This is a genomic window from Dorea sp. D27 (assembly GCF_001185345.1).
GTDB lineage: Bacteria > Bacillota > Clostridia > Lachnospirales > Lachnospiraceae > Extibacter.
Genome location: NZ_KQ236745.1, coordinates 338,771 through 351,457, shown reverse-complemented (window position 1 = coordinate 351,457; position 12,687 = coordinate 338,771). Strand labels below are relative to the sequence as shown.

10 protein-coding genes are annotated in these 12,687 nt (G+C 49.8%); all 10 read right to left on the bottom strand.

Features of this window, described 5'->3' with window-relative positions; genetic code table 11:
• Positions 1–2 precede the first annotated feature (2 nt).
• The 10 genes from HMPREF0980_RS12840 to glf all read right to left on the bottom strand — a co-directional run bounded on the left by HMPREF0980_RS12840 (position 3) and on the right by glf (position 12,686).
• Positions 3–1,151: a Gfo/Idh/MocA family protein gene (locus HMPREF0980_RS12840; RefSeq protein WP_049729490.1), complete on the bottom strand. Its 1,149-nt coding sequence runs from the start codon at positions 1,149–1,151 to the stop codon at positions 3–5.
• Between the two features lie 2 nt (positions 1,152–1,153).
• The gene (gene iolM / locus HMPREF0980_RS12835; protein WP_049729489.1) at positions 1,154–2,350 is read right to left on the bottom strand and encodes a scyllo-inosose 3-dehydrogenase; all 1,197 of its coding nucleotides are present in this window, start codon (positions 2,348–2,350) and stop codon (positions 1,154–1,156) included.
• 31 nt (positions 2,351–2,381) lie between these two features.
• Positions 2,382–3,557, bottom strand: a complete 1,176-nt coding sequence (gene iolM, locus HMPREF0980_RS12830; protein ID WP_049729488.1) for a scyllo-inosose 3-dehydrogenase — start codon at positions 3,555–3,557, stop codon at positions 2,382–2,384.
• Positions 3,558–3,599: 42 nt separating this feature from the next.
• Positions 3,600–5,129 (bottom strand): sugar ABC transporter ATP-binding protein, encoded by a 1,530-nt coding sequence (locus HMPREF0980_RS12825; protein ID WP_242847405.1) that lies wholly within the window; start codon positions 5,127–5,129, stop codon positions 3,600–3,602.
• A gap of 8 nt (positions 5,130–5,137) precedes the next feature.
• The gene (locus HMPREF0980_RS12820; protein ID WP_242847404.1) at positions 5,138–6,094 is read right to left on the bottom strand and encodes an ABC transporter permease; all 957 of its coding nucleotides are present in this window, start codon (positions 6,092–6,094) and stop codon (positions 5,138–5,140) included.
• A gap of 109 nt (positions 6,095–6,203) precedes the next feature.
• Positions 6,204–7,232 (bottom strand): sugar ABC transporter substrate-binding protein, encoded by a 1,029-nt coding sequence (locus HMPREF0980_RS12815; RefSeq protein WP_198146268.1) that lies wholly within the window; start codon positions 7,230–7,232, stop codon positions 6,204–6,206.
• A 328-nt stretch (positions 7,233–7,560) separates the two neighbouring features.
• A complete protein-coding gene (locus HMPREF0980_RS12810; RefSeq protein WP_147629830.1) occupies positions 7,561–8,460 on the bottom strand; it encodes an AraC family transcriptional regulator in 900 nt (299 codons plus the stop codon).
• 232 nt (positions 8,461–8,692) lie between these two features.
• A complete protein-coding gene (locus HMPREF0980_RS12805) occupies positions 8,693–10,159 on the bottom strand; it encodes a cohesin domain-containing protein (protein WP_049729484.1) in 1,467 nt (488 codons plus the stop codon).
• Positions 10,160–10,244: 85 nt separating this feature from the next.
• Positions 10,245–11,486 carry an LCP family protein gene (locus HMPREF0980_RS12800; protein ID WP_049729483.1) on the bottom strand — a complete coding sequence of 414 codons (1,242 nt, stop codon included), beginning with the start codon at positions 11,484–11,486 and terminating at the stop codon, positions 10,245–10,247.
• 105 nt (positions 11,487–11,591) lie between these two features.
• The gene (glf, locus tag HMPREF0980_RS12795) at positions 11,592–12,686 is read right to left on the bottom strand and encodes a UDP-galactopyranose mutase (protein ID WP_049729482.1); all 1,095 of its coding nucleotides are present in this window, start codon (positions 12,684–12,686) and stop codon (positions 11,592–11,594) included.
• Position 12,687: the final 1 nt, after the last annotated feature.

The following is a 12,687-nucleotide window of genomic DNA, read 5'->3' as shown; positions in this document are numbered from 1 at the left end:
CTTTATGCTTCTGCCAGTCTGATCCACTGCTTCGTGCGGCTGCTCTTAAGAATCGCCTCCGTAAGCCTGTTCAGATAGTGGCATTCTTCAAATGTGGCAAAATCAGGTGTATCATGTGCATGCTTTTTCCCTTCCTGGATATAGCTGTAAAAAGCATGGATGTTGTTGTACACAGCGTCATTCCATCCCTCCGGATGTCCGGCCGGCATATAAGTATAGGGAAGCACCTCAGCCGGCAGCATCTTAGGATCGCGGAATATGTATTCATTCCCTCTCTCTCTGTGTCCAACCCACAGGCGGTCCGCTTCCTCCTGATTCCAGTGAAGGGAGGCGCTTGCTCCGTCAACCGTCAGATCCAGATGACATTTTTTCCCGGGTGAAATCTGGCTTACATGGAACATGCCGAACGCCCCGTTTGCAAAACGGGCAAAGACTGCGCCGTAATCTTCCGTGTCTATCTCATATTCTTCATACGCTACGGTTCCAGTCTCCGGATTTTTTACCGGCCTTTTCCTCACGGGAAGGGCAGTTTCAAGACTGGCAAATACCTCTGTTATCTTCGAACCTACGACGGTCTGGGCCGTATCCATCCAGTGCGTGCCTATGTCTGCCACGGCGCGGGACGTCCCTGCGAACTTTTTCTCCAGCCTCCAGTCATAATCCGTGTCATAGAGGAGCCAGTCGAGGAGATAGGAACCGTAGACGAGCCTCGGGGCGCCAATCTCCCCTGCCGCCACACGGTGCTTCATATCCTGGACCATGACATTCATGCGGTAGTTATGGTTTACCCCCGCAACCGTATCGGGATATCCTTTCAGCACGTCCAGCAGTTCGGCGGATTCTTCTGCCGATGCCGCCACCGGCTTCTCACTGAAGATATGCTTTCCTGCCCGGATAATCTTCTTGTTCAGCTCCAGATGCATATGGTTCGGTGTACAGTCATGGATAACATCTATCTCCGGGTCTTTGATTAACGCTTCTACATCATCATAAACCCGCTCTAATCCGAGTTCTTCCTTCTTTCTGGCTAGCAGCTCTCTGTTCGAATCTGCCACACCATACAGAACTGCGTTGCTGCAGCGGCGTATCGCCGTGACATGGGCACATCCGATATAGCCGATACCAATAAGTCCTACTTTTAATTTCTCCATTATTACCTCTTTTCGCAAATACTTAGACTTGGGTCTACCACATTCTTTCCGGCCGTACATTCTGCCGCGTCCCGGATAGCTTCAAGCGCTTCCTCCAGCGCATAGATACGCGGGTTCATATATACAGAAGGATCCACCCTTCCCTCGGCAATAAGCCGGATGACATCCTGCCAGATGCCATGCCCCGCGCTCCCTATCGTCCCGTAGTAGGAAGCTCCTGCAATCTGAAGCCTCTCCACGTCCATCACGACCGGTTTCGATGAGATGCCTGTCTGTATGATCTTCGCTCCGACTGCGAGTGCTTTCTCTATCTCCGGTATATTATAGCGCTGGAATTCTGTCGCCTCGATAAAGACATCCGCGCCTTTGCCCTCAGTCAGCTCTCGTATTTTCCGTCCGGCGCATGAGCCTTCCTCATCCAGCCTGCCAATATCATATACGAATGTGGCACCCATACGCTCCGCCAGCTCCATCCTTGGCGCTGACTTTTCAAAAACGATAATCCTGCCCGCGCCTGCCGCTTTCACAAGCGCCAGAGCCGACAAGCCGATAGGGCCCGCTCCGAATATCACGACATCGCTGCCCGGGCGGAACCCTCCCCCTCTGACGAATATCCCATTGTACGCCACCGCCAGCGGCTCAATCAATGCCCCGACATGCAGTGCCTTCTCCCTGGAACCGTATATGTCCACGAGAGATGAGATATCAAAGCAGAATTTCTCCTTTGCAGTCAGATACTGCGCATAACCGCCGTCCAGCGTAAAGCCTATCTCTTCCAGATTCTCGCACTGGTTGTACATCCCTGCGCGGCACGCCTCGCATTCGCCGCACCAGTTCATCGTTTCCGCCGTCACCAGGTCTCCTTTTTGAAACATGGTGACATCTTTGCCCACCTTCACAATCTCACCTGCAAATTCGTGACCGATGACGCACGGAAGCTTACAGTGCCCTGCATAGCGGGAATAGCCCTGATCATCTTCTCCGAGAAATGTCGTATCAGAACCGCATACCCCGACTCCCCCGACTCTCATCAGCACTTCGTCATCTGCCGGTTCCGGCACCGGTATGTCCACGTACCTGATCTCCGGCCGGTAATAGATACGGTCACCGCTGACAGCGCGCCTGTCACGCTTCTCTCTTTCCGTCGGCTCATAGCCTGGCTTCGGCTTCCACGTGCCATCTACCTGTAATGCTTTCATATTCTTATACCTCCGTCTTCTCTTCCTGCCATCAGCGGTTCGGTGTTATGAGATATTTGCCGCCGCTGCCGGTCTTTGCCTCTCGCAGCCCTTCTATGGCCTCATCCAGTGTAAAGCATCTCTCAATCATCCGGCTTGGGTCTATCTGCCCTGAAGCAACGAGGCGTATCACATTCTCCCATATCCCATGCCCTGAACTTCCGTTGCTCCCATACAGAGAAGCGCCGCTCTTCTGAAAATACTGTCCAAGTATCTCTGTCCTGCCCGCATGATGTCCAATCTGTACCACCTTTCCCCCGACTGCAAGCGCCTGCTGAATCTGGGGGATGTTTTTATTACAGAACGCCGTGCACTCTACCGCCATGTGTATTCCTCTTCCTTCTGTCAGTTCCCGCATGACTTCCGCCGGGCTGCTTCCGTCTCCCGCGATTGCTCCGAGATCGCACACATCTGTAGCCCCGGCCTCTGCGGCCAGCTTAAGACGCGGCTTCGAATACTCCAATACGATTACTTTGGCGGCTCCGGCCGCTTTTGCAAGCTGTACGGCACTGAGCCCTATCGGCCCGGCACCGAATACTGCCACATAGCTTCCCGGGAGAAATCCACCTGCGCGGACGAACATTCCGTTATACGCCACTGCTGTCGGTTCAATGAGCGCTCCGGCTTCCAACGCCTTCTCCTCGCTCCCGTATATGTCACGGAACTTGTTGATATCGAGGCAGTATTTTTCCTTTGCCGTCAGATATTGCCCGAATCCTCCGTCAAGGGAAAAACCAATCTCCTCCAGATTCTCGCACTGGTTGAACATACCCTTTCTGCACGGCATGCACTTGCCACACCAGTTCATCGTCTCTGCTGTCACAAGGTCCCCTTCCCGGAACCGGGTCACGTCCTTTCCCGTCCTGACTACCTTTCCGGCAAACTCATGTCCAAATATAACCGGAAGCCGGGTATGCCCCACATAGTCCAGATACCCTTCCTCGTCCGTATCTACAAAGCACGTATCGGAACCACATATCCCACAGGCTCCGACTTCCATAAGCACTTCATCATCTTCAGGCTCCGGCATTTCTGCCTCCACCACCTCCAGCCTCGGTTCATACCATATGTTTTTTGCGCACAGCGCCCTTTGGTCCTCCTCTTCCCTCTTTGTAGGAACATACCCTTCACGAGGTTTCCACGTTCCGTTAAGCCTCAGTCCTTTCATCTTCGTAACCTCCTGTCTTTCCTCTATCTCTCCACACCCGCGTCAGTCCAGCAGATCCACCGCTTCTCCTTCTCTGTCTGTTATCATCTTCTCAAACAGTTCTGCCTTCGTAACCTGTCTGTCATAGTTGTCCATGTCTGCGACAATCTGCCCTTTTTTAATGACAAGGATACGGTCGCAGAGATTATACAGTTCCTCCAGCTCATCAGAGATGTATATGATAGACGTGCCTTTCCTCGCAAGCTCATCTGCCAGCACATAGATCTCATTCTTAGCCCCCACATCGATGCCCCGCGTCGGCTGGTCCAGTATGAGGAGGCTGATATCTGTCGCCAGCCATTTGCTCAGCACGATTTTCTGCTGGTTTCCTCCAGACAGAGAATCTGCCGTCTGGCCCATAGAGGAATACTTAAGGCTCATCCTGCTTCCCATGTCAGCCGCCGTCTTTTCCAGCCTCCGGTGATTCACCCAGGGAGTTTTCTGCCTCGCCAGCGGCACGAGGGCAATATTGCTCAGAAGGGAGGCCGTCATGATGAGACCCTCCGTCTTCCGGTTTTCTGAGACGAATGCCATCCCGTGGTTCACCGCCTCTTTCGGACTTCTCATGCCGCATTCTTCCCCGTTCAGGTATATTTTATATCCCGGCTTCTTTTTCATGGCGCCAAATATCATCTTCCCGATCTCTGTCCTGCCAGAACCTAAGACACCCGCAATACCGAGAATCTCTCCTTCGTGTACCTTGAACGCAATATCACGCACCTGCCCTCTCATCTGGCTCATCCGGCTCACTTCCAGCCGGACTTCCCCGGATGGCCGCTCCCTTATATACTTCTTATCATGCTGGTGCTTTTCGCCGACCATCATGGAAATCACTTCTCCTATATCTGTCTTTCCTGCCGCTTTTGTCCCGATGAGCCTGCCATTCCTCAATACAGTTACCCGGTCGGCTATCTTAAAGATCTCTTCCAGAAAATGAGAGATATAGATGATACTGATTCCCCTGTCTTTCAACTCCTTGATTACCCGGAACAGGTTGTCTATCTCCGAGATTGAAAGAGAGGATGTAGGCTCATCCATGATGATGAGGCTCGCCTCCATAGAGACCGTTCTGGCAATGAGCACGAGCTGCTGCTTGGCTGTCGGAAGGCTGCTCACCTTTTCCCTTGCTTTTACGTCAAATTGAAGCTCATCCAGCAGCCGCTGCGCCTCTTCCGTCATCTTCCTCTTGTCCATCATGAGGCCGCGGCACGTCTCCCTGCCAAGATATATATTTTCCGCAACGGTCAGATTCGGTGTCAGATCCAGCTCCTGATGTATCATGCCGATTCCCCGCTTCGCGGCGTCGACAGGATTTTTAAACCGCACTTTCTCGCCATTTAAGAATACTTCGCCTGAGTACCTCACCCAGATACCGTTGATAATCTTCATCAGCGTGGACTTGCCTGCACCGTTGGCGCCTACGAGCGCATGTACCTCTCCCCTATTGAGTGTAAAGTCTATCTCTTCCAGCACGGTAACTCCGCTGAAATCCTTTGATATATGTTTCATCTCCAAGACATTTTCTCTCATCATATGCCACCTCAGTCTCTCTTAAGCTTAGACATGCAGTCCACAGCCACGGCACCGATAATGATAATTCCCTTTACCGCGTCCTGCCAGTAGCTAGAGACGCTCGTAAGCTGCATGATGTTCAGGATAAGTCCAAGTATGAGCACTCCTACTACAGATCCCCATACATTGCCCCGCCCCCCGTCCAGAGACAGGCCTCCCACGATACAGGCCGAGATGGCTGTAAGCTCATATGTATCCGCGGCATTGGCCGCCGCCAGAAGTGTCCGGCACGACAGGACGACCCCTGCAAGGCCGGCGAAAAAGCCGCACACCACATACACTACCGTCTTTACGAGACGGGTGTTGATTCCCGACAGCCACGCGGCATTCATATTGCCGCCAATGGCATACACATACTGTCCGAATCTCGTATACTTCAGCACAAAGAAGGCTGCAACGACACAGACGAGCCAGATGATGCCCGCCACCGGGACAGGACCTAGATATCCCATGCCCACGACGCCGTATTCCTCCGGTATGCCGTATATGTTGAACCCGCTTGTGATGATGTATACTGCACCCCGGGCAATCGTCATTATGCCGAGGGTAGCTACAAAGTGATTCATCCCCACCACAGTCTGAAGGACACCATTGACGAGGCCACACGCGATACCTATTGCCAGCCCTGCCGCCACCCCTGCTATAAATCCATAGTCTATGAACGCATAGGCGGACAGTACCCCTGACAATGCACAGACAGAACCGACCGACAAGTCGACGCCCCCTGTTATGATGACAAAGGCCATCCCCACCGACAGCAGCCCATAGACTGCATTATGCCCGAGCAGGTTGATCAGGTTCTGAACCGTACGGAATGTCGGTGATATGAACGCACATATAACCAGCATAACGACGAGCACAAGGAGCATATTATATTCCCGCTTCATTTTGAATCTTTTCTTTTTTTCTGCTTCTTCTATTCCCATGTATGTTCCACGCCCTTTCTGTATAAATAGCCAATTATAGAATATGGTCTTCTATATTCTGAAAAGGCTGCGGCATATCAGCCCCCCGAATGCCGCAGCCTTCTGCCCCTTACCAGGACGGTGTCACGTCATTGACATTCTCAGCCGTGACCATCGGCAGATCTGTCTCGATGAACTTCTCTGTAAGAGAGTCTTTATCTCCAAAGAAATACGTCTCTATCGTCTTGATGCCTACCTCACACTGTTCTGCCGGATCTTGCAGAACGGTGCCGTATATCTTATCAGCCTTGATTGCATCCCACACTTCCGTTGGCATATCCATTCCGACAATCTTGCCCACCAGTTCCGTTCGTCCTGCAGACTGTACGGCCTGAAGCGCGCCTACCGCGTCGTCCGGCCCTTCGCAGACGATAGCGTCTATCTCGCCTGCCGGGTATTTGTTCAGCATATTCTGAACAGAGCTGATGACCGTCTCTTTGTCGTGCTTGCACGGAATCCTTTCCAGTATGTTGACTCCCATATCATAGCCTTTTTCTTCCATGATGCTGTCAAATCCGCCCTGGCGCAGCGTCTGGTATGTAGCACCGATAACGCCCTGGATATAGATGATATTGCAGCTTTCCATCTTTTCCTTTTCTATCATATCGAGCAGGCAGTTAGCCATCTGCTCCCCGCTCAGCGTGTCGTTGGCACCGATAAAATAGCTGTACGCATTTTCATCGGAGATGGACCTGTTTACCGCAAATACCGGAATCCCTGCTTCCATCGCCTTCTTCAGTGACGGTTCCACAGCGTCGCTCACGGCATTGATGAGGATTGCGTCCACCTTCTGGGTTATGAAGGTTTCTATCTGGTTGACCTGCAGCGCCGAATCCGATGCTCCGTCCTGAAGGATAAATTCAATATTATCGTATTCTTTCTGCGCATCGAGCAGCTCATTATACATGGCTGCCTGGAAGCTGATAGTGAAGTCGCTCAGCGTAGCCCCGACCGTAATCTTATCCTTCTTCTCACCGCTCTCCGTCTTTTCTCCTGCCTGCCCCGCCTCTTTGTCTTTACCGCCTCCGGAAGAACATGCACACAGGAGCATGGAAACAGCCACCAATACTATCGTTATGTTTTTTAATCTTCTTGACATACGTCTCCTCCTTAAATAAACTTTTTCATCTCCGCGTTTCTGATGCATCCCTGCCACTGCAATCATGCAGCCCGCACCTCCTTTCTTTATCATTTTTCATTCAAATTGTACAATCTTGTCCAGCCCGCAGATATGCAAAATATGACATTTGTCTGTTATCTTGCAGACAAATTGTCTTTCTGTAGATTTATTATATTTTTATAATTGTTTCAATGATATAACATAGTTTTCACTTTTTATAACAGAGTTTGTAAAAACACGCTATTGACGCACAAAAAAAGCATTAAGGTGTAATTTACTGTCTTTTTCACACCTTAATGCCTCTTGTCTATCTCCTGCACACTTCCTTCTTATACTGCGTCGGAGTCATGCCGGTCACTTTGCGGAACATCTCTGTAAAGTAGCTGCTGTTCGTGAACCCGGACTCGTATGCAATCTCTGTTATGGAGCATCTTCCGTCCGCTATGAGCATAAAGCTCTGCTGTATCCGGTACGAGGTGACATACTCCATCGGGCTCTGCCGGAATACCTTCTTAAACAGGCGGCAGCATGAGCTCTTGCTCATCATGCACGCCTCCGCAATCTCGTCCAGTGTCAGCGGATTCTTATAGTACATCTGTATGTAGGCAAGCGCGTCCTGGATCTTATACATCTCTCTGTTCATCTGTATCTCATTTTCCTCTACATTGCCTATAAGCTTAAAGAGCAGCCCCCACAGCTCCAGCATGAGCCCCTGTACTTCCAGCTCATAGCAGATTTCCCTTTTGACGTATGTGTCTGTAATCTTGTATATCAGGTCCACCATCCGTCTCTGCTGCATGTCTTCCGGGCGGAGGATACGGTAGCGGAGATCCTTGAGCGACTGCAGCGTCTTCACATACTTCTCATATATGAGGCTCTTCGTCCCCCCGCCAAGCAAGGCCGGCTCAAACCGGATGACACGGTAGCTGCAGTCTTCATGGTCTACCATCCTCGTACCGTGCATGATGTGGCTGTTTATGAATATCCCTTCATTTTCGCTTATCTTAAGTATCTCTCCGCCTACCTGCTGCTCCAGCACCCCTTCCGTCACGATGAGCAGTTCCATCTCCGGATGCCAGTGGCAGATGCACATGCCGTATGCATAGTACGACAGCTTCTGGAACTCCGCGGATATCGGGAACTTTCCGTCAAGCGGCTGGCGTAGTTCTTTCCCCTCTTTGTCAATCTGTATCTTCTTCTTTTCCATGTACAACCATCCAACTCCTTTCCGGCTCTCGCACGCTGCATATCCTGCTGAAAACGCATACTGAGCCCATTATGATTGTACAATATGAAGATTTTATTATTCTATCACAAACAAACCGTACCGCTATCACGATATTGCCATCCTTTATAACACGATTGCTTATAGACCTGCCAGAAAAAAACATCCCGCAGATCCTGTAAGGTTCTGCGGAATGTTTTTGATACGCCGTCTGTTAATCCAAGTCTATAAAGTCTACCTTGAACAAATCGTCTGTCTCCTCGTGTCCGCGCTTCTTCGGCTTGGTTTCTCCGAGCAGATCGTCGAGATCGTCTATCTCATCCTCATAGGAATCGTCATATGGCTCAAAGTCGTCGTCATCCATCAAATCGTCGTCATAGTCATCATAATCATCGTCACCATAGGAATCGTCGTCAAAGTCTTCTTCATCAAAGTCATCCTCGTCAAAATCATCGAAACTATCTTCGTCCTTCTTCTTTTTGAGCCCGGATCTTGTTGCCGACTTCTCTTTTACCGCCGGCTTGTTTCTCTCCGGTTCCTCCTCTTCATCAATCCCGTATTCGTCATACAGGTCATCTAATTCTGCATTGCGGTTGTGGAGCTTCACCGCCAGAACGATGATGAGGATAAGGACGATAATCACACCGAGTCCTGCAATAAGGACCATCATCTGGATATGCTTGTCGATAAAACGTCCTATCTTTCCCATCAGGGAATCATCCGTCTTTTCTTCCGTACTGCCGGAAGCCTCATAACGCTGGTATGTCCCCTCGCTGTCGTCATACTGGTAATATCCTTTATCTCCGTTGCTGTTCACGGCATACACGACGTAGAACCCGTCCTTTTCCGTATTCTGCCATGCCGGGAAATCTTTTCCGTTCAACGTCAGCGTCACTTCCTGGAATGTCTTCGGCAGTTTCTTGCCGGCTTTTTCACTGAGTAGGGCTATAGAAGTCGTTTCGGAGATATTTATCTGCTCAAATGGAGAAAAAGTCGCGTCGTCTGCATTATAAAGGAAGAAATCGCCTTTCCCTTCCCCGTCCAGTAGATAGCCGAGTGTGACTCCGCTTGATTCCTGAGCCACCATCTGGCGGGCCTGTCCTTCAAACTGTACTTCTGTCTTCGTATAGCCAGCCGGAATATCGGCTTCCGCAAAATTGTCGGATAATTTGTATGTTGTCCCGTTTACATCCACTTCGATGTCATCAGCGCCTGATGTAGTGCCTTCGTCTGTAATCTTGGAAGGGTCGCCTTCTGCAATCTTGACCGTGGAACTCCCCTGATCAAGAGTAAGAGTTCCTCCGCCGCTGGAAGCTATCGTCGCACCAGCCACGCTGACACTCGTATCCCCTTCTTTTAACGCCTGGAACTTCATATTGAATGTGGCTTCCTCTGATCCGCCGGAGCCGGTACAGGTAAGGGAACCGTCGCTGTCCGCCGTCACCCCGTCACCGGAGTCAAATCTGAGCGCCGCACTGTCATAGGTCAGCTTTACCTCTATATTGCCAAGGCTTCCGCTCGTCGACTTGACAACGCATTTCACTTCAACCATATCTCCGACCGCCGTCTCAGGGTCGGTAAATGAGATACGCCCGTCCGCCGCCTGGGCAACCATTGAAAAACAAGGGACACATAAGCACAGACTTAATAATATTATGCTGATCTTCTTTAATATCTTCATGTTCTTATCCTCTTTCTCCTTCGATTCTAATCATCAATGCTAGAAATATTCTATCACATCCGACCGGATTTTACAAAAAATGTTTCTACTCGTATGTGCCGGAACCGTCTGCGTTGCCGACTGTACCTCCGCCGCCATACCCACCATCTGTTCCGGTGTCATATCCGGCATCCGCATTGCCACCGGTTCCGGCGCTGCCGTCTCCGTCTTGACTGCCTCTACTGTCATTGCCCTGATCCAGCGACGCCGGCCTTACGACGCCGGTCACATATGCTATCTCGTCAGATATATTCCGGACTGTCTCAGATACGTCCTGTTCTTCCTCATTCGGATACAGGAACTCGTGCAGCTGCTTCACATTCTCTGCCAGCCCGAGAGCGATGACTACGCTTCCTGCGTTCTGGTATGTGAGGCCATCCTCTACATCAAACGGAAATCCTGTATTTTCGCCAAGCTTGTATTTTGTGACATCCGAAGCCAGGCCAATCAGCTCCTTCAGCGAAAAGCTTGTAGATACCTGTTCAAATACCGTATCGATAATCTTATTGATGGTGGCCAGATCTGTATGCAGCACTTTTTCAAATATCTTCTCAATCACAAGCCTCTGGCGTTCTGTACGGGTATAGTCACCGCCAGCCGTAGAACGGATACGCGCATATGTAACTGCCTGCGTCCCATCCAGATGCTGCTCTCCTGACTCCTCTATGAATTCAGCGTCCGTCCCGGCAACATCCGCCGTCTCCTGAAGGTACTCATTCAAATATTGTACTTCTTCCTGTTTGATATCAATATCCAGCCCATCCAGCAAGTCAATCGTGTCAACGAGTGCCTTAAAATCTACCGTCACGTAGTCCTGTATATCAAGATCCAGATTTTTATTCAGCATATTGATTGCGGCTGCAGGACCCCCTTCAAAATAGGCATAGTTTGCCTTGTTGAATGATGAATTCTTCTGTTGCAGAAGTGTATCCCGATAAACGGATGCAAGCCTTATCTCCTTAGACTTGTTGTCGATGGACGCCACGATGATCGTATCTGCGTGCGTGCCTTCCTCAAGCTGCCCGTCCCGTGAATCTCCTCCAAATAGAGCGATAGTCGTGTATCCCTCTTTTTCTTCCACACCTTCGTTCAGCTCCAGGTCTTTCTTATCAATATTCACCGCCTGCAGTTTGTCAAACTTCATCATTGCGTAAGCCACGCCTGATAACAGAAGCAGCATGATTACTTCCACTACCAGTACGACCGCCCTGCGCCTTCTTCTCTGTTTCTTCTTTCTCTTTGCCTTGATTGCCTTCTCAGCTTTTAGAGACTTTTTATTTTTCGCCATAATCAGTTCCTTTTTTACAATTTGCTTTTTAATTCTACATCATATTACTATATTATGGAACGTTCCGCAACTTATGCTTGTCGAACTACCGATGTCCGATAAATTTTACAGATACTCTCCCGCACATGTAAGCGCTTCGGCAACTATATGGTGCATATCATAATATTTGTATTTTCCAAGCCGGCCACCGAAGATGACCTTTTCTTCCTGCGCAGCTTCCGCGGCATACTTCTCATACAGCAGATTGTTACGCTCGTTGTTGACCGGATAATATGGTTCATCCCCCCGTTTCCACGGTGCTGAAAATTCTTTTGATACGACTGTCTTCGGCTGTGCGCCAAATTCAAAATGCTTATGCTCAATGATTCTCGTATATGGAACCTCATATTCCGTATAATTTACAACCGCGTTTCCCTGATGATTTTCCTCATCAAGCACTTCGGTCTCGAACCTGACAGACCGGTACTCAAGCTCCCCGTATTTATAATTGTAATAGGCATCGATAGGACCTGTATATACAATCTTGCCACATATGCCGTCCAGCTCTTCCTTCTCTTCCAGATAATCCGTATTCAGCCGTACTTCTATCCCCTCCAGCATCTTTTCTATAATCTGCGTATATCCTCCTATCGGTATACCCTGGTAACAGTCGTTGAAATAATTGTTATCATAGGTCAGGCGTACCGGAAGCCTCTTGATTATCTCCGGCGGAAGTTCTGTCGCCCTGCGCCCCCACTGCTTTTCCGTATATCCCTTTACCAGCTTCTCGTATATATCCTTTCCGACAAGGTTGATTGCCTGTTCTTCCAGATTTTTCGGCTCGTCCACCCCGAACTCCTCTATCTGTTCTGCAATCTTCTTCTGCGCCTGTCCTGGGGTGACAACGCCCCACATCTTATTGAACGTATTCATATTAAAAGGCATGTTATATATCTCACCTTTATAATATGCAATCGGGCTGTTCGTATACCTGTTGAATTCAGCGAACTGCTGAATATACTCCCACACATCTTTATTGCTCGTATGGAAGATATGCGCCCCATATTCGTGTACCTGGATTCCCTCAATCTCCTTTGTATAGATATTTCCTCCGATATGGTCTCTTTTTTCGACCACCAGGCACGAATACCCCTTTTTTCTGGCTTCGTATGCAAATATCGAACCGAATAATCCTGAACCTACTATCAAATAATCATACATA

Bases quoted from the DNA above. Each gene is read 5' to 3' on its own strand.
- HMPREF0980_RS12840 (WP_049729490.1), bottom strand. From the start codon at position 1,151: ATGGAGAAATTAAAAGTAGGACTTATTGGTATCGGCTATATCGGATGT.
- iolM (WP_049729489.1), bottom strand. From the start codon at position 2,350: ATGAAAGCATTACAGGTAGATGGCACGTGGAAGCCGAAGCCAGGCTAT.
- iolM (WP_049729488.1), bottom strand. From the start codon at position 3,557: ATGAAAGGACTGAGGCTTAACGGAACGTGGAAACCTCGTGAAGGGTAT.
- HMPREF0980_RS12820 (WP_242847404.1), bottom strand. From the start codon at position 6,094: ATGGGAATAGAAGAAGCAGAAAAAAAGAAAAGATTCAAAATGAAGCGG.
- HMPREF0980_RS12825 (WP_242847405.1), bottom strand. From the start codon at position 5,129: ATGATGAGAGAAAATGTCTTGGAGATGAAACATATATCAAAGGATTTC.
- HMPREF0980_RS12810 (WP_147629830.1), bottom strand. From the start codon at position 8,460: ATGGAAAAGAAGAAGATACAGATTGACAAAGAGGGGAAAGAACTACGC.
- glf (WP_049729482.1), bottom strand. From the start codon at position 12,686: ATGTATGATTATTTGATAGTAGGTTCAGGATTATTCGGTTCGATATTT.
- HMPREF0980_RS12815 (WP_198146268.1), bottom strand. From the start codon at position 7,232: ATGTCAAGAAGATTAAAAAACATAACGATAGTATTGGTGGCTGTTTCC.
- HMPREF0980_RS12805 (WP_049729484.1), bottom strand. From the start codon at position 10,159: ATGAAGATATTAAAGAAGATCAGCATAATATTATTAAGTCTGTGCTTA.
- HMPREF0980_RS12800 (WP_049729483.1), bottom strand. From the start codon at position 11,486: ATGGCGAAAAATAAAAAGTCTCTAAAAGCTGAGAAGGCAATCAAGGCA.